Annotated in this window: 18 protein-coding genes; 3 read left to right on the top strand and 15 right to left on the bottom strand. The window is 72.4% G+C overall.

The window, feature by feature from the left end; genetic code table 11:
* Positions 1 to 309: 309 nt before the first annotated feature.
* Positions 310 to 1,140, bottom strand: coding sequence for a bacteriorhodopsin-like (locus ABD671_RS20750; RefSeq protein ID WP_344735407.1), 831 nt, complete (start codon positions 1,138 to 1,140; stop codon positions 310 to 312).
* A gap of 222 nt (positions 1,141 to 1,362) precedes the next feature.
* On the opposite strand from ABD671_RS20750, the gene ABD671_RS20745 reads away from it, so the two are divergent.
* Complete coding sequence (locus tag ABD671_RS20745) at positions 1,363 to 2,361, top strand: beta-carotene 15,15'-dioxygenase, Brp/Blh family (protein WP_344735406.1); 999 nt, start codon at positions 1,363 to 1,365, stop codon at positions 2,359 to 2,361.
* Here the strand turns inward: ABD671_RS20745 and ABD671_RS20740 are convergent.
* Genes ABD671_RS20740 through ABD671_RS20730 form a run of 3 tightly spaced genes read right to left on the bottom strand, consistent with a single transcriptional unit; the run spans position 2,348 to position 5,907 of the window.
* Positions 2,348 to 4,033, bottom strand: coding sequence for a ribonuclease J (locus tag ABD671_RS20740; protein WP_344735405.1), 1,686 nt, complete (start codon positions 4,031 to 4,033; stop codon positions 2,348 to 2,350). The genes ABD671_RS20745 and ABD671_RS20740 overlap by 14 nt on opposite strands.
* Positions 4,030 to 4,929, bottom strand: coding sequence for a 4-hydroxy-tetrahydrodipicolinate synthase (dapA, locus tag ABD671_RS20735; protein ID WP_344735404.1), 900 nt, complete (start codon positions 4,927 to 4,929; stop codon positions 4,030 to 4,032). The genes ABD671_RS20740 and dapA overlap by 4 nt, the downstream gene beginning before the upstream one ends.
* A 24-nt stretch (positions 4,930 to 4,953) precedes the next feature.
* Positions 4,954 to 5,907 carry an LLM class F420-dependent oxidoreductase gene (locus ABD671_RS20730; protein WP_344735403.1) on the bottom strand — a complete coding sequence of 318 codons (954 nt, stop codon included), beginning with the start codon at positions 5,905 to 5,907 and terminating at the stop codon, positions 4,954 to 4,956.
* 215 nt (positions 5,908 to 6,122) lie between these two features.
* Here ABD671_RS20730 and ABD671_RS20725 point away from each other — a divergent pair, with 215 nt between their 5' ends.
* The gene (locus ABD671_RS20725) at positions 6,123 to 7,130 is read left to right on the top strand and encodes a glycoside hydrolase family 26 protein (RefSeq protein WP_344735402.1); all 1,008 of its coding nucleotides are present in this window, start codon (positions 6,123 to 6,125) and stop codon (positions 7,128 to 7,130) included.
* Here ABD671_RS20725 and treZ read toward each other — a convergent pair.
* The 8 genes from treZ to gcvT all read right to left on the bottom strand — a co-directional run bounded on the left by treZ (position 7,085) and on the right by gcvT (position 17,276).
* Positions 7,085 to 8,932 (bottom strand): malto-oligosyltrehalose trehalohydrolase, encoded by a 1,848-nt coding sequence (treZ, locus tag ABD671_RS20720; protein ID WP_344735401.1) that lies wholly within the window; start codon positions 8,930 to 8,932, stop codon positions 7,085 to 7,087. The genes ABD671_RS20725 and treZ overlap by 46 nt on opposite strands.
* Positions 8,929 to 11,319 (bottom strand): malto-oligosyltrehalose synthase, encoded by a 2,391-nt coding sequence (gene treY / locus ABD671_RS20715; RefSeq protein ID WP_344735400.1) that lies wholly within the window; start codon positions 11,317 to 11,319, stop codon positions 8,929 to 8,931. The genes treZ and treY overlap by 4 nt, the downstream gene beginning before the upstream one ends.
* Complete coding sequence (gene glgX / locus ABD671_RS20710) at positions 11,316 to 13,574, bottom strand: glycogen debranching protein GlgX (protein WP_344735399.1); 2,259 nt, start codon at positions 13,572 to 13,574, stop codon at positions 11,316 to 11,318. Before glgX ends, treY begins: the two co-directional genes overlap by 4 nt.
* A 129-nt stretch (positions 13,575 to 13,703) precedes the next feature.
* A complete protein-coding gene (locus ABD671_RS20705) occupies positions 13,704 to 14,183 on the bottom strand; it encodes a dihydrofolate reductase (RefSeq protein WP_344735398.1) in 480 nt (159 codons plus the stop codon).
* 22 nt (positions 14,184 to 14,205) lie between these two features.
* Positions 14,206 to 15,018 (bottom strand): thymidylate synthase, encoded by an 813-nt coding sequence (locus ABD671_RS20700; protein WP_344735397.1) that lies wholly within the window; start codon positions 15,016 to 15,018, stop codon positions 14,206 to 14,208.
* Between the two features lie 9 nt (positions 15,019 to 15,027).
* Complete coding sequence (locus ABD671_RS20695; protein WP_344735396.1) at positions 15,028 to 15,882, bottom strand: PhzF family phenazine biosynthesis protein; 855 nt, start codon at positions 15,880 to 15,882, stop codon at positions 15,028 to 15,030.
* A gap of 7 nt (positions 15,883 to 15,889) precedes the next feature.
* On the bottom strand, positions 15,890 to 16,147 hold the full coding sequence (locus ABD671_RS20690; protein WP_344735395.1) for a hypothetical protein: 258 nt from the start codon (positions 16,145 to 16,147) through the stop codon (positions 15,890 to 15,892).
* A gap of 4 nt (positions 16,148 to 16,151) precedes the next feature.
* Positions 16,152 to 17,276, bottom strand: coding sequence for a glycine cleavage system aminomethyltransferase GcvT (gene gcvT, locus ABD671_RS20685; RefSeq protein WP_344735394.1), 1,125 nt, complete (start codon positions 17,274 to 17,276; stop codon positions 16,152 to 16,154).
* Between the two features lie 64 nt (positions 17,277 to 17,340).
* Here gcvT and ABD671_RS20680 point away from each other — a divergent pair, with 64 nt between their 5' ends.
* Complete coding sequence (locus tag ABD671_RS20680; RefSeq protein ID WP_344735393.1) at positions 17,341 to 18,843, top strand: leucyl aminopeptidase; 1,503 nt, start codon at positions 17,341 to 17,343, stop codon at positions 18,841 to 18,843.
* A gap of 95 nt (positions 18,844 to 18,938) precedes the next feature.
* Here ABD671_RS20680 and ABD671_RS20675 read toward each other — a convergent pair whose 3' ends face one another.
* The 3 genes from ABD671_RS20675 to ABD671_RS20665 form a co-directional block, all read right to left on the bottom strand.
* Positions 18,939 to 19,853 carry a hypothetical protein gene (locus tag ABD671_RS20675; protein WP_344735392.1) on the bottom strand — a complete coding sequence of 305 codons (915 nt, stop codon included), beginning with the start codon at positions 19,851 to 19,853 and terminating at the stop codon, positions 18,939 to 18,941.
* A 244-nt stretch (positions 19,854 to 20,097) separates the two neighbouring features.
* A complete protein-coding gene (locus ABD671_RS20670; protein WP_344735391.1) occupies positions 20,098 to 21,228 on the bottom strand; it encodes a class I SAM-dependent RNA methyltransferase in 1,131 nt (376 codons plus the stop codon).
* Complete coding sequence (locus ABD671_RS20665; protein ID WP_344735390.1) at positions 21,225 to 23,270, bottom strand: APC family permease; 2,046 nt, start codon at positions 23,268 to 23,270, stop codon at positions 21,225 to 21,227. Before ABD671_RS20665 ends, ABD671_RS20670 begins: the two co-directional genes overlap by 4 nt.
* Between the last annotated feature and the right edge of the window lie 4 nt (positions 23,271 to 23,274).

Below are 23,274 nucleotides of genomic sequence, written 5' to 3'. Positions count from 1 at the left end.
GAGAACACCAGACCCGACATGCAACACACCCCTCACTCGGCCGGTGTTGCACTCACCCCCAGGAACCGCGCGGGGAAACCAGCCGGATTCGGGCCGTTCCGAGCCGGATCCGGGCAGTTTCGCCTGTCCTCGGGCCGCCGGGGAGCCAGGAGAGCCCGGAACGCCAGGACGCCGACCGGCGGCGACCGGTCGGCGTCCTGATCCTGCGGGTGATGCGGGTGAAGCCTGCGGGTCGGGCCCGGGGATCGGCCCGACCCGCCCGCCCCCGGCGCGGGATGGGGCCGCGCCGGGGACGGCGTCGGGTGCGGGTCAGGCGTTGACCCGCGATCGGGGCGCGTCGACGCCCTCGTGCCCGCCCTCCTCCAGCGCGAACGCCGGGTCGTCGGCGAACGACTTGAGCCGGGCGATGCGGTAGATGAGCAGGCCGTAGAGGCACTTGGCGAGGATGTCGGCGATCGAGTAGCCCGCCTGCTTGCCGACCCAGGCGGTCGCGCCGTCGAAGCCGAGCAGCGGCAGGAGGTAGGCGATCGGGTAGACGCCCCAGGTCGCGAACAGCAGGATGCGCATCTTCGAGACCGTGTTGCGCACCGTCTCCGGCTGGCGGTCGAGCGAGCGGGTCAGCTCCACGAACAGCACGAAGAGGATGTAGAGGAACGGGATCGTGGAGAGCAGGCCGAAGATGTTGCGGGTCGCATCGCTGTCGGAGATCTCACCGGGGTAGCCGAGCAGGATCATCAGGGCCGAGGCCGGCACCAGGCGCAGCAGCAGCGACGTCTGCAGCTTCTTGGCCAGCGCCAGCACCACGACGAGCTCGACGAGCAGCAGCGGCACGGTGAGGAACCAGTCGACGTAGCGGTAGCCCTCGTTGAAGGACTCCCCCGGCGCTTGGGTGTAGACGCCGTTGCCGCCGGTCGCGTCGGTGACGAAGGAGTCCCGGAAGGAGTTGAAGATGCGGAAGTAGTGGTAGGCGGCGATGCCGCACACCGTCGCCGAGACGAGCAGCGCCTGTCGGTACCGCGCCAGCACGCGCGGCTGCGCGGCGACCAGGTAGAGGGCGGTGAACAACTGCGCGGCGATGACCAGCGAGAAGAGGTTGTAGACCGTCTGGTACTGGCCGCTGGTGAGTTGATCGGGAATCACTGAACATCCTCCGTTGAGGTTTAAGGGAGGTGCGGCCCTGGTCGCGCCATCGCGACCAGAGGAGGCGGTTCCGCGTTTCCGCAGTTCAGGTGGGGAATCTCGTGGCGGTGCCTGAGAGTCTGCCGGTGAGTCGAGTATGACCCTCGCCTCCAAAACATCAACAGGTTCTTCAACAGGCTGTGTAGATTCGAGGTACGCCCATCGCGTAGCGAGGTGACCCGCATGGCCCTGTCGACGACGACGCCCGCGACGGCCGCACCTGCCCTGGTGGCGGCGGTCCGGCTCTCGCGGCGCCTGCTGCTCGCCGCCGTCGGCGTCGGGCTGCTGCTGCGGGTCGCACCGCTCCCGGACGATGTCGTGGCCGCGCTCGCCCTCGGGTTCGCCGCGATCGGGCTGCTGCTCGGCCTCCCCCACGGCTCGCTCGACCACCTGCTGACCGCACGGCTGAGCGGTTGGTCGGCGCCGGTGGCCGCGGGGGTCTACGCGGCCATCGCCCTGGCCGCATGGGGGCTGCTGGTGCTGGTCGGCCCGCTCGCGCTGGCCGCCGTGCTCGCGCTCTCGCTCCTGCACTTCGCCCAAGGAGAGGCCGAGGTGCAGCGGGCCGTGACCGGCTGGACGCCGCCGCGACCGGTGGCGGCCGCCGCCGCGCTGGCCGGCACCGGGGCGCTGCTGTTGCCCCTGGCCCGGGTCGGGGATCAGCTGCGCGAGGTGGCCGACGCCGTGACGCCGGGGCTGGGCGGTCTGCTCGCCGAGCCGGTGGTCCGGCTCGCGCTCGCGGGCGGGTGGTGTGTGGCGGCGGCGGTGACCGCGATCGCGGCCGCGCGGGCCGGACGCCGGGAGGTGCTCGGCGACCTCGCGATCATCGCGCTCCTCGGCACACTGGCCCCTCCCCTGGTGGCTTTCGGGGTGTGGTTCGGCTGCTGGCACGGCCTGCGCCACCTCGGTCGGCTGATGGCGCTCGAGCCGACGACGGCGCGGCTGGAGGCGCACGGCGACCACCGCGCCGCCGTCCGGCATCTCGCCGCGCTGGCGGCGTGGCCGACGCTGGCGGCCGCGGGTGCCGCGGCGGTGCTGGTGGCCCTGACCCTGGCCGATCCGGAGCCGACGGCCGCCCTGGGCCGCAGCCTGCTGGTGCTGCTGGCGCTGACGGTGCCCCACATGCTGGTGGTGCTGTGGATCGACGCCGCCGGACGGCGTCCGGGGCGGCTCAGGCCTCGATGACCACCGGGATGATCATCGGCCGACGCCGGTGCGCCGAGCTGACCCAGCGGCCGATGACCCGGCGCACGGTCTGCTGGAGCTGGTAGGCGTCGGTGTTGCCCTCGGCGATCGCCCGGTCGAGGGCGTCGACGATCGCGGGCTTGATCTCCTCGAAGTCGGCGTCCTCGAAGGTGTTGCCGCGGGCGTGGATCTCGGGGCCGGAGGAGACCTTCCCGGTGACGGAGTCGACGACGACGATGACGGAGATGAAGCCCTCCTCGCCGAGGATGCGACGGTCCTTCAGGTCGGACTCGGTGATGTCGCCGACCGAGGAGCCGTCGACGAAGACGTAGCCGCAGTCGACCTTGCCGGCCACCGAGGCGACGCCGTCGACGAGGTCGACGACCATGCCGTCCTCGGCGATGACGACGTTCTCGACGCCGGTCTCGCGGGCCAGGGTCCCGTTCGCGAGCAGGTGGCGGATCTCGCCGTGCACGGGCATCACGTTGCGCGGGGCCACGATGTTGTAGCAGTAGAGCAGCTCACCGGCGCTGGCGTGGCCCGAGACGTGCACCATCGCGTTGCCCTTGTGCACCACCCGGGCGCCCCAGCGGGAGAGGCCGTTGATCACGCGGTAGACGGCGTTCTCGTTGCCGGGGATGAGGCTCGAGGCGAGCAGGACGGTGTCGCCCTCCTCGATGTGCACGAAGTTGTGGTTGCGCTGCGCGATGCGCGAGAGCGCCGACATCGGCTCGCCCTGGGAGCCGGTGGAGATGAGCACTTGGTGCTGCGGAGGCAGGTCGGCCAACTGCTTGGCCTCGACCAGCGTGTTCGGCGGCACCTTGAGGTAGCCCAGATCGCGCGCGATCGCCATGTTGCGCACCATCGAGCGGCCGACGTAGGCCACCTGGCGCTCGTGGGCGTAGGCGGCGTCGAGCACCTGCTGGACGCGGTGCACGTGGGAGGCGAAGCAGGCCACGATGATGCGCTGCTGGGACTCCCGGAAGACCTGGTCGATGACCGGGGTGATCTTGCGCTCGGCCGGGGTGAAGCCCGGGGCCTCGGCGTTGGTGGAGTCGACCAGGAAGAGGTCGACGCCCTCGTCGGCGAGGCGCGCGAAGGCCCGCAGGTCGGTGATGCGGCCGTCGAGCGGCAGCTGGTCCATCTTGAAGTCGCCGGTGTGCAGCACGAGCCCGGCGCCGGTGCGGATGGCGACCGCCAGGGCGTCGGGGATCGAGTGGTTGACCGCCACGAACTCCAGCTCGAAGGGTCCGAGGGTGAGCTTGTCGCCCTCCTTGACCTGGTGGTGGATGGTCTCGCGCAGCCGGTGCTCGCGCAGCTTGCTGTCGAGCAGCGCCAGGGTCAGCTGGGAGCCGATGAGCGGGATGTCGGGCCGCTCGCGCAGCAGGAACGGCGTGGCGCCGATGTGGTCCTCGTGGCCGTGGGTGAGCACGAGGCCCTCGACGGCGTCGAGGCGATCGCGGATCGAGGACCAGTCGGGGAGGATCAGGTCGACGCCCGGGTGGTGGTCCTCGGGGAACAGCACGCCGCAGTCGACGATGAGCAGCCGGCCGGCGTACTCGAAGAGGGTCATGTTGCGGCCGACGTCGCCGAGGCCGCCGAAGGGCGTGACCCGCAGGCCGTTCTCGGCGAGCGGACCGGGCGTGCCGAGCTCGGGGTGGCTGTGGCTCATGCGAGCAGCCCCGCGGCGGTCAGCGCGGCGCGCAGGTCGGCGTACTCCTCGTCGTCGAGCGCCGCCAACGGCGAGCGGACGGCGCGGTTGTCGAGGACGCCGAGCAGCTGCAGCGCTCCCTTCGCGGTGGTGGCCCCGTAGTTGGGCACGCCCATCATCCCGGCGAAGGCCGGCATCAGCCGCAGGTAGATCTCCCGCGCACCGGCGTGGTCGCCGGCCAGGAACGTCTCGATCATCGCCGCGAGCTCGCGACCCGCGGCGTGGCCGACCACGGAGACCAGACCGCACGCGCCGTGGGCGAGGAAGCCGAGGGTGTTGACGTCGTCACCGGAGTAGACGGCGTACCCCATCTGGGCGAGGCGGGCCGCGCGCGGCATGTCGCCGACGGCGTCCTTGACCGCGATGACCGGCTCCCACGCGAGGGCCGCCTCGTAGGTCTCCAGGGCGATCTGGCTGCCGGTGCGGCCGGGCACGTCGTAGAGCATGACCGGCAGCTCGGCGGCCTCGACGACCTGACGGAAGTGCTCGAGGATGCCGCGCTGGCCGGGCCTGTTGTAGTACGGCGTGACGAGCAGGACGGCGTCGGCGCCGCGCTCGCGGGCCTGACGGGCCAAGAACAGCGAGGTGCGGGTGTCGTTGGTGCCGACACCGGCGACGAGGTGGACGTCGGGACCGACCGCGTCGCGGACGGCGGCCAGCACCTCGCCGTCCTCCTCCTGCGTGGTGGTGGCCGACTCGCCGGTGGTGCCGGAGATGACCAGGCCGTCGTGGCCGGAGGCGATGAGGTGCTTGGCGACCCGCTGCACCCCGTCGAGGTCGAGGGTCCCGTCGGCGTGGAACGGGGTCGCCATCGCGGTCAGCATGCGCCCGAACGGCGCGGCGGGGGCAGCGGTCATGGTCGTCAGGTTATCGGTCCAGGCTCACAGTGCGGGCATCACCGCGGCGGCGACGAGACGCAGGTGATCGAGGTCGGTGAGGTCGAGGGTCTGCAGGTAGAGCCGGGTCTGGCCGGACTCGCGGTAGCGCCCGATCTTGTCGACGACCTCCTCGACCGTGCCCGCGAGGCCGTTCTCGCGCAGCTCGCCGACCTCGCGTCCGATCGCCGCGGCGCGGCGCTCCACCTCGGCCTCGGTCTCGCCAACGCACAGCACCAGCGCGCTGGAGTAGACGAGGGAGTCGGGGTCGCGGCCGATCTCCTCGCACGCGGCGCGCACGCGACCGATCTGGGTGAGGCCGTCGTCGAAGGGCATGAAGGGCAGGTTGAACTCGTCGGCGTAGCGGGCGGTCAGCGCCGGGGTGCGCTTCTTGCCGCCGCCCCCGATGAGGATCGGGACGCCGCCGGCGTGGCCGCCGCGCTGGGTCGGCTTGGGCAGCCCAGGCGAGTTCTGCACGGTGTAGTGCTCGCCGCTGAAGCTGAACCCCTCCCCCGTGCCGTCGGCCCCGGCGTCGGCGCCCCACAGCCCGGTGACGACGGCGAGCTGCTCCTCGAACCGGTCGAAGCGGGTGCGGGTGTCGGGGAACGGGATGGCGTACTTCTCGTGCTCAGCGGTGAACCAGCCCGCACCGAGGCCGAGCTCGACCCGGCCGCCGCTCATCTGGTCGACCTGGGCCACCTGGATCGCCAGCGGGCCCGGGTAGCGGAACGTGGCGCTCGTCATCAGCGTGCCGAGGCGGATCGTCGAGGTCTCCCGGGCCAGGCCCGCCAGCGTCGTCCAGGCGTCGGTGGGACCGGGCAGGCCCGGCGTCCCCATGCCGAGGTAGTGGTCGGAGCGGAAGAACGCCCCGAAGCCGAGGCGCTCGGCCTCCTGGGCGACGGTGAGCAGATCGTCGTAGGTGGCCCCCTGCTGGGGCTCGGTGAAGACGCGCAGTTCCATGCCCCCACCCTGCCATCCGGGTCCAGGACGCCCGTCCGGGCCGGTGCAGGCCGGGGGCCGGTCGGCCACAGCACGTCCACAGGTACTTACCGATCTGTTGCGAATCCGTCTCATCCCGTGAACGAACTGTTGTTTCCCCTTCGATCCGCCGTGGCCGAGCCGAAGGTCGCGGCAGGATGACCCCGGGCCGCCGGCCCTCGACGACGGAGGATCGCGTGGACCACCCCTTGACCGCTGCGCCGCGGCGCACCGTGCTGCGCGGCCTCCTCGGTCTCGGCGCCGCCGCGGTGGTCGGGACGGCGCTCCCGGCCGCGCTGCCGAGCGGCGCGGCCTCGGCCTCCGGACGCCGGGCGGCGCGCGCGAGCCGCGGCCTGGTGCTGGGCCTGGCCTCCCCCGGCCTGCCCTTCGACGGCGACGCCTTCCTGCGCACCGCTGCCACCCTCGGCTACACGCCGACCTCGGCCACCAGCTACGTGGCCTGGTCGGCCGGCTCGGACTTCCCCGCCGACCAGGCGCGGGCGCTGGCGTCCTACGGTTCGACCCCGGTCATCACCTGGGAGCCCTGGAACCCCTCCAACGGCGTCACCCAGCCGCTCTACCGCCACGCCGCGATCAGCGCCGGCGTCCACGACGCCTACCTGACCCGCTGGGCCCAGCAGATCAAGGCCTACGGCGGCCGGGTCGTGCTGCGGCTCATGCACGAGGGCAACGGCTCCTGGTACCCGTGGGGTGTCGGGGTGAACGGCAACACCGCCGCGAGCTACGTCGCGGCCTGGCGCCACGTCGTGGCGATCTTCGATCGGGTCGGGGCGACCAACGCCCGCTTCCGGTGGAACCCCAACGTCGACCCCGACCCGGCGATGCCGCGCTTCGAGACCTTCTACCCCGGCGACGCCTGGGTCGACTCGGTCAGCCTCGACGGCTACAACTGGGGGACGACGCAGTCGTGGTCGTCGTGGCTGTCGTTCAGCGAGACCTTCTCCGGGCCGGTGAACCGGATGCTGAAGCTCACCGCCAAGCCGCTGCACATCGACGAGACCGGCTGCCCCGAGGGCGCCGGCGGCGACAAGGCGGCCTGGGTGCGCGGGATGTTCGACTACGTGGCCGCCCGCCCCGAGATCCGCACCGTCACGTGGTTCGACTTCGCCAAGGAGGCCGACTGGCGGGTGCTGTCGAGTCAGGCCTCGATCGACGCGTTCAAGGCCGGACTCGGCACCGCCTGACCCGCATCGGTCGCCGCCGGCGCGAGGACAGCGCCGCTGTGCGCGGGCAGGGTCAGGACGCCGTCCGCGAGCCGCACCTGCGCCTCGGTGGCGAACAGCAGGCCCGCACCGGCGGCCGCGACGGTGGCCGGCCGGTCGCCGAGGTTGACCGCGACCAGCGTGTCGCGTCGTCGCACCAGCACCAGACGCGCCGCCTCGTCGACCTCGCAGGTGGTGGCGGTGAACGCCGGATCGGTGAACTCGGGGCGTGAGCGCCGCAGGGCGATGAGCTCGCGGTGGCGCGCGAGGGTGCGGGCGTGGACGCCGTCCTCGCGCTCGCGCCAGTCCAGCTTCGAGCGCTCGAAGGTGGCGGGGTCCTGCGGATCGGGGACGTCGGCGGGGTCCCAGCCCATGCGTTCGAACTCCGCGAGGCGCCCCTCCGCGGTGGCGCGGCCGAGCTCCGGCTCGGGGTGGGAGGTGAAGAACGCGAACGGGGTGGAGGCCGCCCACTCCTCACCCTGGAAGAGCATCGGGGTGAACGGCGAGGTGAGCACCAGCAGGGCCGTGCAGGCCAGCAGCCCCTCGTCGAGGTGCTCGGTGAGCCGGTCGCCGCGGGCGCGGTTGCCGATCTGGTCGTGGTTCTGGGCGCACACGACGAGCCGCCACGTGGGCGTCGTCGCCGTGTCGATCGGGACGCCGTGGGGGCGGCCACGGAAGCTCGAGTGCGTGCCGTCGTGGAAGAACCCGCGGGTGAGCACCTTCTGCAACGCCGTCAGCGGCTCGAAGTCGGCGTAGTAGCCGTCGGTCTCGCCGCTCACCGCCACGTGCACGGCGTGGTGGAAGTCGTCGCTCCACTGGGCGTGCAGGCCGTAGCCGCCCGCTTCGCGCGGGGTGATGAGGCGCGGGTCGTTGAGATCGGACTCCGCGATGAGGGTGATCGGGCGGCGCAGGTGCGCCGACCAGGCATCGACCTCGGTGGCGAGCTCCTCGAGCAGGTGCCGGTGGCTGGCGTCGGAGAGCGCGTGGACGGCGTCGAGGCGCAGCGCGTCGACGTGCATGTCGCCGATCCACATCGCCGCGTCGTCGAGGATGAGGCGACGCACCTCGGCCGCCCCGTCGGCATCGAGGTTGACCAGGTCGCCCCAGGTGTTGCGGCCGTCCTTGAGGTAGGGCCCGAAGAGCGGCAGGTAGTTGCCCGAGGGGCCGAGGTGGTTGTGCACGACGTCCTGGACGACGCCGAGGCCGGCGGCGTGGCAGGCGTCGACGAAGGCCTGGTAGGCCGCCGGGCCGCCGTAGCTCTCGGTGACGGCGAACCAGCCGACGCCGTCGTAGCCCCAGTTGTGGGTGCCGTTGACGGCGTTGACCGGCAGCAGCTCGACGAGGTCGACGCCGAGGTCGACGAGGTGGTCGAGCCGATCGGCCGCCGCGGCGAGGGTGCCCTCGGGGGTGAAGGTGCCCACGTGCAGTTCGTAGATCACCGAGCCGGCGAGCTGGCGGCCGGTCCAGGCTCGGTCGGTCCAGGCGAAGCTGCCGGGGTCGTAGGTGCGCGAGAGGCCGTGGACGCCGTCGGGCTGCCACCGCGAGCGCGGGTCGGGTCGCGGCGTCGGGTCGTCGTCGAGCAGGTAGCCGTAGTCGGCCTCCTGCTCGAGCCGCACGGGCTCGGCGGGGGTCCACCACCCGGCGTCGTCGCGCACCATCGCGCGCACCTCGCCGTCGAGGAGCAGGCGCACGCGGTCGGGACGCGGTGCCCAGACGTCGAGGACGCCGCGCGTGGCGTGGGTCGAGCGGCGGTCGGTGCGGCCGAACGGGTCGCGGGCGGTCACGAGGGCTCCTCGAGGTCGGCGGGGATCAGGAGGGCCATCGGCGCGGGGCCGAGGAGGTCGGCCACGCGCACCCGTCCCTCGACGGGTGGCCCCGCATGCAGGACGTCGCGCCAGCGGCCGGGCGGGAGCACCACGACCGTCTCCCCCCATCCCCCGGTCCGCCGCAGCCCGAGCGGGAAGCGGGTCGCCAGCGTGATCGCGCCACCGCGGTCGAAGGCGAGGAGGTGACGCGCGGCTGCGCCCTCGGCGGGCACCGGGGTGTAGCCGGTGAACAGCTCGGGCCGGTCGCGGCGCAGCCACAGCGCCGTGGCCACGAGGTGCAGCTTGGCGGCGCCGTCGTCGTCGAGACCCGAGGCGGTGCCGGGCGCGCTCTGGTCGAGCAGCGCGGCCCGCGCGGCGAGATCGACCGGACGCCGGTTGTCGGGATCGACGAGCGACTGCTCCCACAGCTCGCTGCCCTGATAGACGTCGGGGACGCCGGGGATCGTCAGCGCGATCAGCTTCGCGCTCAGGGCATTGCTCCAGCCGGGGTCGACGACGAGGTCGAGCAGCTGCATCACGACCTCGTGGACGGCCGGGTCGTCGAAGGCCGCGTCGACCGCGGCATGGACGGCGTCCTCGAACGCGGGCTGCGGCGCCGTCCACGTGGTGTGCCGGCCGGCCTCGCGCATCGCCTTCTCGGCGTAGGCGTGCAGCCGGGCCCGGTAGTCGACGGCGGTCGTCGCGGGGTCGCCGCCCGGCCACGCGCCGACGACGGCCTGCCAGAGCAGCGAGCCGAACACGGGGTCGGGGGTGGGCGTGGCGGCCAGCAGGCGGTCGAGCGCGGCCTCCCACTGATCGGGGATCTCGGCGAGCACCGCGATGCGCGCGCGGACGTCCTCGCCGCGCTTGGTGTCGTGGGTGCTGGTCGTCGTCATCGCCTGCGGCCAGCTGCCCTGTCGCTCGACCATCGCGGCGTGGAACGCCTCGACGTCGAGGCTGAAGACGGCCGGGTCGCCGCCGACCTCGTTGAGCGAGGTGAGCCGGGCGTAGCGGTAGAAGGCGCAGTCCTCGACGCCCTTGGCCATCACCATGCCGGAGGTCTGCTGGAACCGCTTGGCGGCCGCGAGGTCGGGGTCGTGCAGCCACGGGTCGAGGACGGCGAAGGTGGACATGAGATCGGGGCGGGCGGCGCGGGCGCGCGCGAACGCCTCGTCGAGGTGCTCCACGCCCTCGGGCAGGTAGGAGCGGTAGACCGGGAAGCAGGCGAGCAGCTCCGCGACGGCGTCCTCGGCCCGATGGGCGGGCAGGGTGGGCAGGTGGCGGCGCAGGTCGCGCACGATGCGCTTGACCTCGCTGTGCAGGATGCCGTCGGCGACCTCGCGCTTGAGGTCGTGCACCATCGCGCCGAGGTCGACCGGCGTGCCGGGGTGACCGGCGAGCCGGGCCTCGATCGCGGTCAGGGGCTCCTCCCCCGCCGGCTCGGTCAGCACCCGGTCGATGACGGCGAGCGCGTCGTAGCCGGTCGTGCCGTCGCAGGCCCACGTGTGCGGCAGCCGCTCCCCCGGCTCGAGGATCTTCTCCACCAGCGTGTAGGCGCCGCCCGTGAGCCGGGCGAGGTCGTCGAGGTAGCCGCGCGGGTCGCGCAGGCCGTCGGGATGGTCGACCCGCAGCCCGTCGACCAGCCCCTCGGCGAACCACCGGCCGATCTCGACGTGGGTCTCGGCGAACACCGCCGGCTCCTCGACCCGCACCGCGGCCAGGGTGCTGACGGCGAAGAAGCGCCGGTAGTTCAGCGCATCGTCGGCCTCGCGCCACGACACCAGCTCGTAGTGCTGCCGCGCATGGACGGCATCCGGATCGTCGTCGGGGCCGCTCGACGTGCCCGCGGCGACCGGGAAGGCCTGGTCCCAGTAGTGCAGTTCGAGTCCGCGCTCGCCGTCGTGCAGCGTCAGGTGACCGATCGTCCCGCCGGTGGGCGCCAGGTCGTCGTCCCCGACCACCGGGAGGCGCAGCCGCTGGCCCGCGGCGTCCCAGTCGATGTCGAAGACGTGGGCATGCTCGGCGGTGCGCCCGTCGCGCAGCACCTCCCACCACCAGGGGTCCTCGGACGGCGTCGCGACGCCGACGTGGTTGGGCACGATGTCGACGAGCACGCCGAGACCGGCGCCGTGGGCGGCGTCGGCGAGGGCCTGCAGCCCCTCCTCGCCGCCGCGCTCGGGGTCGAGGCGGTCGTGCGCGACGACGTCGTAGCCGTGCGTGGATCCCGGTTCGGCGGCCAGGATCGGGCTCAGGTAGACCCAGTCGACGCCGAGCGCACGCAGGTAGGGCACGGTGGCCGCGGCCCGGTGCAGGTCGAAGTCGGCGGTCAACTGGAGGCGGTAGGTCGAGACCGGACGCCGGGTCACTTCGCCTCCTCGCGGCGGGCGGCGGCTGCGGCGAGGGAGGCCTCGACCGAGTGGTCGACCGCCGCTGGCGGGGCGGCGTACTCCTGGAGCACCAGGACGCTGCGCGCGCAGACCTCGATCGTCGCGCCGGCCTCCAGGACGCCGTCGTCGGCGTGGGTGCCGGCGGTCTCGAGCGCCACCTGCCACTTCTCGGCGAACCGGGCACCGGGCAGCTTCACCGCGACGTCGTCCGCGCCGCCGTTGAAGTAGAGGAGGAAGTGGTCGTCGGTCACCGGCCGACCGCGTTCGTCGGCACCGGCGATGCCCTGGCCGTTGAGGAACATGCCGAGCACGTGGCCCTCGCTCCAGTCGCCGTCCTGCATCGCCCGGCCCTCGGGGTGCAGCCAGACGATGTCGTCGAGCCGGCTCTGCCCAGTGATATCAGTGGCATCGGTGGCATCAGCGACCCCGGCGGCCCCGGCGCTCTCGACGCTCTCGGGCTCGGAGACCTTCGTGCCGGTGAAGAAGCGGCGCCGCCGGAAGGTGGGGTGCTCGGCGCGCAGGCGCGCGACGGCGGCGGTGAACTCCAGCAGCGGCTCGTCGATCCCGTCCCAGTGCATCCAGGCGATCTCGGAGTCCTGGGCGTAGGTGTTGTTGTTGCCGTGCTGGGTGCGGCCGACCTCGTCGCCGTGCAGCAGCATCGGCACGCCCTGGGAGAGCAGCAGCGTCGTGAGGATGTTGCGCTGGGTCAGAGCGCGGGCACGCAGCACGTCGGCGTCGTCGGTCTCGCCCTCGACCCCGAAGTTCTGCGAGCGGTTGTGGCTCTCGCCGTCGTTGTTGTCCTCGCCGTTGGCCTCGTTGTGCTTCTCGGCGTAGGAGACGAGGTCGCGCAGCGTGAAGCCGTCGTGGGCGGTGACGAAGTTGATGCTGGCGAAGGGACGGCGTCCGGAGTGCTCGTAGAGGTCGGCCGACCCGGCGAGCCGGCTCGCGAACTCGCCGAGCGCGGGCTCTCCGCGCCAGAAGTCGCGCACGGTGTCGCGGTACTTGCCGTTCCACTCCGACCACTGCGGCGGGAACCCGCCCACCTGGTAGCCGCCCGGGCCGACGTCCCAGGGCTCGGCGATGAGCTTGACCTGGCTGACGACCGGGTCCTGCTGCACGAGCTCGAAGAAGGTCGCGAGCCGGTCGACCTCGTAGAACTCCCGGGCCAGGGTGGCGGCGAGATCGAAGCGGAACCCGTCGACGTGCATCTCGGTGACCCAGTAGCGCAGCGAGTCCATGATCAGCTGCAACGCGTGCGGGTGCCGCACGTTGAGGCTGTTGCCGGTGCCCGTGTAGTCCATGTAGTACCGCGGGTCGTCCTCGACCAGCCGGTAGTAGGCCTCGTTGTCGATGCCCTTGAGGCTCAGCGTGGGCCCGAGGTGGTTGCCCTCGGCGGTGTGGTTGTAGACGACGTCGAGCACGACCTCGATGCCCGCCGCGTGCAGGGCCTTCACCATCGCCTTGAACTCCTGCACCTGCGCGCCCCGGCCGGGTTCGGCGCGGTCGGCGGCGGAGTAGTCGGCGTGCGGGGCGAAGAACCCGATGGTGTTGTAGCCCCAGTAGTTGCGCAGGCCGCGCTGGAGCAGGGCGTCGTCCTGGATGAACTGGTGCACCGGCATCAGCTCGACCGTCGTGATGCCCAGCCGCTGCAGGTGCTCGACGATCGCCGGGTGCGCCATCGCGGCGTAGGTGCCGCGCTGCTCCTCGGGGATCTCGGGGTGCAGGCGCGTGAGGCCCTTGACGTGCGCCTCGTAGATGACGGTGCGGCTGTAGGGGTGCTCGGGGCGCCGGTCGCCCTCCCAGTCGAAGAACGGGTTGATGACGACCCCGAGCATCATGTGGGCCGCGGAGTCGTCGTCGTTGTGGCCGTCCTCCTCGCCGAAGGGGTAGGAGAACAGGCTGGGGTCCCAGTCGAGGTCGCGGGTCGTGGCCTTGGCGTAGGGATCGAGCAGCAGCTTGGCGGGGTTGCAGCGCAGGCCGCGGGCGGGGTCCCAGGGGCCGTGGACGCGGTAGCCGTAGCGCTGCCCGGGCTGGACGGCGGGCAGGTAGGCGTGCCAGACGTGGGCGTCGACCTCGGTGAGCTCGATGCGCTGCTCGACGAGCGCGCCGTCGTCGTCCTCGTCGAAGAGGCACAGCTCGACCCGCTCGGCGACCTCGCTGAACAGCGCGACGTTGGTGCCGCTGCCGTCGTAGGTGGCTCCCAGCGGGTAGGGGGTGCCGGGCCAGATCTCCATGGGGCATGCCTCCGGGGTCGGAACGTCCCGGCGACCTGCCACCGGCTCTGGAACGATCCAATCAGGCCGACGGCCGAGCCGTGTCACCCGAGCGTGGGTGATGCGGCCGATCGATCCGGGACGCCGGGGTCAGACGATGCGGCGCAGCCAGACCCGCTCGAAGCCTTCGAAGACCTCGCGGTCGGTCTCCTCCCACTCGGCCTCACGGAAGGCCGGGTAGTGGGCATCGCCCTCGGGGTCGAGCGGGATGATGCTGAGGATCTGCTCGCTGGCCAGCGGCAGCGCCGCCGCGTAGACCTGGGCGCCGCCGGCGATGATCACCTCGCCCTCGTGCAGGGCGGCCTTCATCAGCGCCTGCTCGAGAGAGTGGGCCACCAGCACCTCCGGGTGGCCGGGGTCGTAGGCGCGGTCGCGGGTGAGCACGATCGTGGTGCGTCCCGGCAGCGGGCGCCCGATCGACTCGTAGGTCGTGCGGCCCATGACCAGCACGTGGCCCCAGGTGACCTCCTTGAAGAGGCGCTGTTCGCCGGGCACCGACCACGGGATGTCGGGACCGGCGCCGATGACGCCGTTGCGGGCGACCGCGGCCACGCAGATGACGCGCTTCATGCCTGCGCCTGCTCCCCCGCGCTCAGACCGCGACCGGCGCGGAGATCGCCGGGTGCGGGTCGTAGCCGACGAGCTCGATGTGCGGCAGGTCGAAGGCGTCGAGGTCGGTGATGGTCGGGTCGAGCTGGAGGGTCGGCAGCGGTCGCGGCTCGCGGGTCAGCTGCAGGCGCGCCTGCTCGAGGTGGTTGAGGTAGAGGTGGGCATCGCCGAAGGTGTGCACGAAATCGCCCGGCAGCAGTCCGGTCACCTGGGCGACCAGGTGGGTGAGCAGGGCGTAGGAGGCGATGTTGAACGGCACGCCGAGGAACACGTCGGCCGAGCGCTGGTACAGCTGGCAGCTGAGGCGACCCGGAGCGCCGTCCACGCCGGGGGCGACGTAGAACTGGAAGAGCGTGTGGCACGGCGCCAGCGCCATGTCGGGGACGTCGGCGACGTTCCACGCCGAGACGACGTGGCGGCGGGAGTCGGGGTTGGTGCGGATCTGCTCGACGACCTCGGCGAGCTGGTCGATATGCCGCCCGTCGGGTGCGGGCCACGAGCGCCACTGCTTGCCGTAGACCGGACCGAGGTCGCCGTTCTCGTCGGCCCACTCGTCCCAGATCGAGATGCCGCGCTCGTGCAGCCAGGCGATGTTGGTGTCGCCGCGCAGGAACCACAGCAGCTCGCCGAAGACCGAGCGGGTGTGCACCTTCTTGGTGGTCACCAGCGGGAAGCCGGCCGCGAGGTCGAAACGCATCTGGTGGCCGAAGACGCTCAGCGTGCCCGTGCCGGTGCGGTCGGTCTTCTCCACGCCCTCGTCGAGGATGCGCTGGACGAGGTCGAGATAGGCCCGCATGGGATCAATCTAGTGCGGCGCGCCGGACAGATCGACGCTCCCCCGCACCGTGGTGACCGTGTCGCCCCCGATCCACCGCGCCTCCCCCTCGCTGCGCACCCGCACCCGCCCGGCGCGCCCCAGCACCGTGCCCTGGGCGGCGACGTAGTCGGGCGGCAGGACGGTGCCGGCCAGCCACTGGGCCAGGCCCGCGTTGAGGCTGCCGGTGACGGGATCCTCCGGGACGCCGATGCCGGGCACGAAGGCCCGCACCTCCACCGCGGCCTCCGCTCCGGCCGGGTGCGGACCGACCACGCCGAGGCGCAGGTCGTCGAAGCGGGCGAAGTCGGGGGCGAGCCCGAGCACGGTGGCCGCGTCGGGCAGCCGGACGCCGATCCAGCCCGGGCCGTTGTCGACCCACTGCGCCTCGAGCACCTGCGCGGGCTCCAGACCCAGCACGTCGGCGATGCGGTCGCGCAAGGACGCCTCGACCGGCCCGCTGCGGCGCAGCGGCGGCGCGGCGAAGGCGAGCCCGGCGTCGTCCTCGCGCAGCTCGACGAGTCCGACCTCGCACTCCTGCACGAGGCGGCCGGGCGTGCGGGGGACGCCGCCGGCCTCGCGCCACGCGTGCGCGGACCCCAGCGTCGGGTGCCCGGCGAAGGGCAGCTCGCCGCCCGGCGTCCAGATGCGCAGGCGGTAGTCGGCCCGCGGGTCGGTGGGCGGGAGCAGGAAGGTGGTCTCCGAGAGGTTGGTCCAGCGGGCGAAGGCGGCCATCGCGGCGTCGTCGAGACCCTCCGCGTCGTGGACGACGGCGACCGGATTGCCGCTCACCCCGCGCGGGGTCGAGCCGAAGACGTCGACCTGGCGGAACGCGCGGGCGCTCATGCCCCGCTCAGGCCTCGAGCGACATCGGGCCGTAGACCTCGCGGTCGAGCTCGTAGAGCGTGACGGCTGCGACGCCGGCCTCGGCGAGCTCGCGCCACACCTCGCCGACCCACGACTCGGCGTCGCCCTGGCTGGGGAAGCGCTGCTGGCCGAGGTCGCCCTCGAGGCTCACCTCGGCGCCGGCGGCGTCGAGCAGTCGCCAGGCCCACGGCCGCTCGGCCGGGGAGGGCGGGCGGAAGGTCGGCGGGACGTCGGGGAGGTTCATCGGCTCAGGACTCCTCGTCGCGGACGTGGGAGGGGACGAAGGGCGGCGCGGTGAGGGCGAAGATCTCGCGCCGACCGCGGATGTCGACGCCGACCTCGGCGTCGGCGGCGACCGCCGTCGAGACCAGCGCCAGGCCGACGCCGGTGCGCAGCGTCGGGCTGAAGGTGCCGGAGGTGACCTCGCCGACCGGCACGTCGGCGGTCAGCGAGACGCTCATGTGCGGGCGCGGGATGCCGCGGCCGGTGGCCCGGATGCCGCGGAGCACGCGGGCGGGGCCGGCGGCCTTCTCGGCGAGCAGCGCCTCACGGCCCCAGAAGGCGAGCTTCTGCCAGCCGACGGCCCAGCCGAGCCGGGCCTGCACCGGCGTGACGTCGAGGGAGATGTCCTGGCCGTGCAGCGGGTAGCCCATCTCGGTGCGCAGGGTGTCGCGGGCGCCGAGCCCGGCGGGCACGAGGCCGTGCTCGGTGCCGTGCTCGACGAGGGCGTCCCACAGCGGGAGCGCGACGTCGACCGGCGCGACGAGCTCGTAGCCGCGTTCGCCGGTGTAGCCGGTGCGGCAGACGATCACCTCGGCACCGCCGAACGGAGCGACGGCGAAGCTCATGTAGTCGTGGCCGACCGGCAGGCCGACCGCGGTCAGGACGGCGTCGCAGCGCGGACCCTGGACGGCGAGCACGACCTGCTCGCGGTGCCGGTCGACGACCTGCACCCCCGCGGGCGCCTCGGCCTGGAGACGGCGCACCACCTCGGCGGTGTTGGCGGCGTTGGGCACCAGCAGCACGTGGTCGTCGGCGACGAGGTAGGCGATGAGGTCGTCGACGATGCCGCCGGTGGCGGCGTCGCAGCACAACGTGTACTGCGCCTGGCCGGGGCCGATGCGGCGCAGGTCGTTGCTCAGGGTGGCGTTGACGAAGTCGGCGGCGCCCGGGCCCTCGACCGTGGCCTTGCCGAGGTGGCTGACGTCGAAGAGGCCGACGGCCTCCCGCACGGCCGTGTGCTCCTTGACGACGCCGGTGGGGTACTCCAGCGGCATCGACCATCCGCCGAACGCCCCGAACTTGGCGCCGAGCGCCTCGTGGCGGTCGTGCAGGGGCGAGGTGAGCAGCACGGGATCGACGTCGTCGGCCATGGCCGGAACCTACCCCAGGGCGCCGACGGTCCGAGGGCGCGGGGCCCGCCGATATCCTGCGCCGGTGACGTCCTACGCGCTGCGTGCCGCCAACCCCGCCAAGACCAAGGCCGACGCCGTCGTCGTCGGCGTGCTGAGCGGGTCGTCCGCACCGACCCTCGCGCCCGGCGGCGAGGAGGTCGCGGCGGCGTACGGCCGCAAGCTGCGGCCCCTGCTGGCCTCCCTCGGGGTGCGCGGTCGAGCCGGTGAGGTCACGAAGGTGCCCACCTCGGGTGCGCTCGGCTCGCCGCTGCTCGTGCTCGTCGGCCTCGGTGCCGAGGTGAGCGCCGACGGCGTCCGGGCCGCAGCGGGCAGCGCCGCGCGGGCGGTCACCAACGCGGCGTCCGTGGCGCTCGCCCTCCCCGCCGACTCCCCTGAGCTGATCGCCGCCGTCACCGAGGGCTGGCTGCTCGGCGGCTACCGCTTCACCGCCTACCGCCAGGACAGTCGCGAGGACGTCGCGGCCGCCGGCGAACTGGTGGTCGTGAGCCCGATCGCGCGTCGCCAGGAGGCCGTGCGTGCGTTCGACGAGGCGCGGCTGCTGGCCGAGGCCGTCGTGACCACCCGCGACTGGGTCAACACCCCGCCCGCCGACCTCACCCCGCCGGTCTTCGCCGACGCGGTCGTCGCCGCCTGCAAGGCGCTGGGGCGCGGGTCGAAGGTGAAGGCGACCGTCTTCGACGAGAAGCAGCTCGCCGAGCTGGGCTGCGGCGGCATCCTCGGCGTCGGCGGCGGATCGGCCGCGCCGCCGCGCCTCGTCGAGATCACCTACACGCCGAAGAACCCCGTCGGCCACGTGGCGCTCGTCGGCAAGGGCATCACCTTCGACTCCGGCGGCCTGACCATCAAGCCGGGCAACAGCATGACCACGATGAAGTCGGACATGGCCGGCGCCGCCGCCGTCGTCCAGGCCACGCTGCTGGCGGCACGGCTCGAGCTGCCGGTGCGCATCTCGGCCTTCGTGCCGATGGCCGAGAACATGGTCTCCGGCGCCGCGATGCGCCCCGGCGACGTGCTGACGATCTACGGCGGCACGACCGTGGAGATCTCCAACACCGACGCCGAGGGCCGCCTGATCCTGGCCGACGCGCTCGTGCGCGCCACCGAGGTCGAGCCCGACGTCGTCCTCGACGTCGCCACGCTGACCGGGCACATGGTGATGGCGCTCGGCGACAAGATCACCGGCGTCATGGGCTCCGACACCGTCGTCGACGACGTCCTCGCCGCCGCGGCCGCCGCCGGCGAGCCCCACTGGGCCATGCCGATCCCCGAGGAGATGGCGCAGCGCATCCGCTCCAGCAAGATCGCCGACCTCGCCCAGCACGACTGGGTGCGCTGGGGCGGCGGCCTCTTCGCCGCCGCGTTCCTGCGCGAGTTCACCGCCGGCCTCCCCTGGGCCCACCTCGACATCGCCGGCCCCTCCTTCGTCTCCTCCCCCTCAGGTCACCTCACCGCCGGCGCCACGGGTGTCGGGGTCGCGACGCTGGTGGAGTTCGTGCGGGGGGGTTGGGGCGGGGCGGTCGTCTGAGTCACCGGCCGCCCGGTGACTCCTGCCATTGGTCAGGCAAGTCTTGACCCCACAACCGACAGACTCAGCTGACCAATCCCGTTCCAGGACGGCGATCATCGGTGATGCATCCGGCCCGCGAGGGCGTCCCGGACCAGGGCGACCGTCCGCTCGGGATTCTCGAGGTCGCGCCATGTCAGCCGCAGACATCGCCACCCGGTCGCAGCCCTGATCGCATCCTCCCGGTCCTTCTCACGGAGAACCGTGTCGACGACGTCGTCCCCGTCGCGTCGATGCTCCCGATACTTCCCGCGACCGTCGATCTCGACGAAGAGTCCGTACTCGGGCCAGGCGAAGTCCACCCGACCGAGGAGCACCCGACGGCCGTCGAAGACGGCGTACTGCGGGATCGGCATCGGCAACCCTGCACGGAAGAGCAGATACCAGAAGCGCGACTCCGCAACGCTCTCGATCCGATCATCGACCAGCCGCAGGACGACCTGCCGCCGTAGGCTGCCGGGAGCGTGGTTGGCGTCCGACCCGGCTTGCGCCAACTCCTCCTGGGAAACCGTGCCGACGTTCAGCAGATGGTTGATCGCGACCAGCGCGACCTCTGCGGGTAGGACCGCCATCGCGTCGAGGGCGGTCCGCGCCGGGCAGGTCACTGGCATCGCCGCCACGTCGACCAACTCGGCGCGCTCGAGCCGACCCCGATGCTGGACGACACCCGCCATCCTGCGGCCCGCCTTCTCGTCGGTGCGGGTGAGGTGCACCTCGTCGATCGGCAGCCCCCAGAGGGGAGCTCCGTGCGCAACGAGCGCGGTCACGTGGGACAGCACGGCACTGGACTCCGCTCGGACGAGCACCGCCCGAGCGACCAGCAGATGCCGCTCGGCCTTGCTGCTGCGCTCCCAGATCTCGCTGGCGACGTAGCTTCCGTACCGCAGCTTGGTCAACACACCCCCTCGCACGAGACGGGCGATCGTGTGGTCGCTGTACCCATCGGCGATCAGGTCGCGCCGGAGCAGCACCGGCCCGCGGTCGAGTGCGGGCGGAAGAACGGGATTCTCGGTCATGGCACCGGTGTGCCCGGCGACACGCCGTCCCGAATCAGGCGCTCTCGAATCTGTGGATGACCACGGATTGGTCAGCTGAGTCTGTCGGTTGGCGTACGAAACTTCGGCTGACCAACGACAGAGTCACCGGCCGCCCGGTGACTCTCGTGACCCCTGTGACCCCTGTGACCCGGGGAAACCTGCCGCCGCGGACGAGGCCCTACTCCCCCTGCACCACCAACGCGACACACTCCACGTGGTGCGTCATCGGGAACAGGTCGAAGGCGCGCAGCCGCTCGAGGCGGTAGCCGTGCTCGGCGAAGAGGGCGAGGTCGCGGGCCAGGGCGGCGGGGTCGCAGGCCACGTAGGCGACGGCGCGGGGGCGCCGGTCGACGATCTGCTCGACGACGGCGCGCTTGGCGCCCTCCCGCGGCGGGTCGAGGACGACGAGGTCGAACGGCTCGTCGAGCGCCGAGGCCAGGACGGCGTGCACCGCGCCGTTCACGACCTCGGCACGCGGCACGTTGCGCCGGGCCCGCACGCAGGCCTCGCGGTCGGCCTCGACGGCCACCACGCGGGTGTCGGGGCCGACCCGCTCGCGCAGGAACCGGGCGAACAGCCCGACGCCGGCGTAGAGGTCGAGCGAACGCTCGCCGGGCTGCGGGTCGAGCATGTCGAGCACGCAGGAGACCAGGGTGGAGGCGGCGTTCGGGTGCACCTGCCAGAAGCCGTCGGCGGCGACGTCGAAGGCGATGCCGTCGACGGTGTGGTCGCTCGGCGGACCCGCGATGAGGCAGTCGGCGATCTCGACGACGTCGTGTGAGCGGTGCAGCCGCATGCCGCGCCGCCCCTCCCCCAGGTCGACGTAGCGCTGCCGGGTGCGCCAGCGCAGTCCGGCAGCGAGCGCGGGGTCGCCGCCGGAGACGTCCTCGACGACGACGGGGACGTCGAGCTTCGCCAGCCGCTGCAACTGCTCGCGGACGACGGCGGCCTTGAGCTCGCGCTGGGCGGACGCCGTCACGTGCTGGAAGTCGCAGCCGCCGCAGCCGCCGGGGCCGGCGACCGGGCAGGGGGCCTCGACCCGGTCGGGTGAGGCCTCGAGGATCTCCACGGCGTCGGCGCGCCAGAAACGGTCGCCGTCGGTGCCCTCGGTGATCTCCAGGACGACGCGCTCTCCGGGGAGGCAGTGCCGGGTGAAGACGACCCGCGCTTCCGGTTCGCCCAGTCGGACGACGCAGTAGCCGCCGTGGGCGACCGGCCCGACGACGCCCTCGAAGCGCTCCCCGACCCGGGAGGCGCCCTTGGCGGTACGGGCCCGGGTGGGACGGCGTCCTGGGGCGCGCCGCGTCATCGGTCGATCTGTCGGTTGCGGCCGGCGTCGCGCACACGCCCGGAGCGCAGGTCGCCGGCGTGGACGCGCAGGTCGTCGCGGCGCCGCCGCTCGCGCGCGATCTCGGAGGAGTGCAGCTGGTAGGGCACCGAGATGACCATGACGCCCGGGCTGAACAGCAGCCGGCCCTTGAGCCGCAGCGCGGTCTGGTTGTGCAGCAGCTGCTCCCACCAGCGGCCGACGACGTACTCGGGGATGTAGACGGCGACGACGCCGCGCGGGTTCGCCTTCCGGATCTCGGCGGTGTAGAGCACGATCGGCCGCACGAGCTCGCGGTACGGCGAGTGCAGCACCTTGAGCGGCAGTTCGATGCCGCGCTGGTCCCACTCCTCCAGCAGCCGGTTGGTCGACTCGGCGTCGACGGAGACGTACACGCCCTCGAGCACGTTCGGCCGGCTCGCCCGCGCGTAGGCCAGGGCGCGCAGCGTCGGCTTGTGCAGCTTGGAGACCAGCACGATCGCGTGCACGCGCGTGGGCAGCACCTTGTCGTCCTCGTCGGCGGCGAGCTCGGCCTCGACGCTGGCGTAGTGGCTGCGGATGCCGCGCATGAGGAGGAAGAAGAAGATCATCGCGAGGATGGTGATCCAGGCGCCCGCGAGGAACTTGGTGATGAGCACGATCACCAGGACGACGGCGGTGAACGACAGGCCGATCGCGTTGATGGCCCGCGAGCGCACCATGCGCCGTCGTGCGGCCGGATCGGTCTCGGTGCGCAGATGCCGCGTCCAGTGCCGGATCATGCCGAGCTGGCTGAGGTTGAAGGAGACGAACACGCCGACGATGTAGAGCTGGATGAGCCGGGTCGTCTCGGCGTCGAAGAGCCAGATCAGGACGATCGCCATGACGGCCAGGACGACGATGCCGTTGCTGTAGGCGAGCCGGTCGCCGCGCGAGCCGAGCGCCCGGGGCATGAAGCCGTCCTTGGCGAGGATCGACCCGAGCACGGGGAAGCCGTTGAAGGCCGTGTTGGCGGCCAGCACCAGGATGATCCCGGTGACGGTGATGACCAGGTAGAAGCCGGGTGGGAAGTCGGAGAAGACCGCCTTGGCGATCTGGGCGATGACGGCGTTCTGGCTGTAGCTGAGCGGCTCGGGCACGCCGTTGACGGTGAGCCGGTCGACCTCGCGGGGGTCGACGTAGCGCAGCCCCATCTCCTTGGCGAGCACGATGACGCTGACCATCATCGTGATCGCGATCAGGCCGAGCAGGAGGAGGGTGGTGGCGGCGTTCTTCGACTTCGGCCGCTTGAAGGCCGGGACGCCGTTGGAGATCGCCTCGACGCCGGTGAGCGCGGCACAGCCGGAGGAGAACGCGCGCGCGAGCAGGAACAGCAGCGCGAGGGTCGTGAGCTGGCCGTCCATGCCCTCGGCCGGGATGATGTCGAACTTCGCGCTCTCGACCTGGGGCAGGTCGCCGGCGATGAGCCGCACGAGCCCGAAGGCGCACATGCCGAGGATGGCGACCATGAAGGCGTAGGTGGGGACGGCGAAGAAGGAGCCCGACTCGCGGATGCCGCGCAGGTTGATCGACATCAGGATCACCACGAGGATCACCGCGAAGGTGGCCTCGTGTCCTTCGAGCACGGGGATCGCCGCCGCTGCGTACTGGGCGCCTGAGGAGATCGACACCGCCACGGTGAGCACGTAGTCGACGAGCAGCGCGCTGGCGACGGTGGTGCCGGCCGTCGCGCCGAGGTTGACCGTGGCGACCTCGTAGTCGCCGCCTCCGCTGGGGTAGGCGTGCACGGTCTGGCGGTAGGAGGCGATGACGGCGGTCATCACCAGCGCCACCGCGATGGCGATCTTCCACGACCACACGTAGGCCGACGCGCCGGCCAGGGAGAGCATGATGAAGACCTCGTCGGGCGCGTAGGCGACCGAGGAGAGGGCGTCGGAGGCGAAGACCGGCAGCGCGATGCGCTTGGGCAGCAGCGTCTCCCCCAATTGGGAGCTGCGGAGCTTGCGGCCCAGCAGGATCCGCTTGGAGACGTCACCGACACTCACGACC

This window comes from Nocardioides fonticola (genome assembly GCF_039536805.1).
Classification (GTDB): Bacteria; Actinomycetota; Actinomycetes; order Propionibacteriales; family Nocardioidaceae; genus Nocardioides; species Nocardioides fonticola.
Note: the sequence above shows the minus strand (reverse complement) of the source record. Positions and strands in the feature narration are given on the sequence as shown.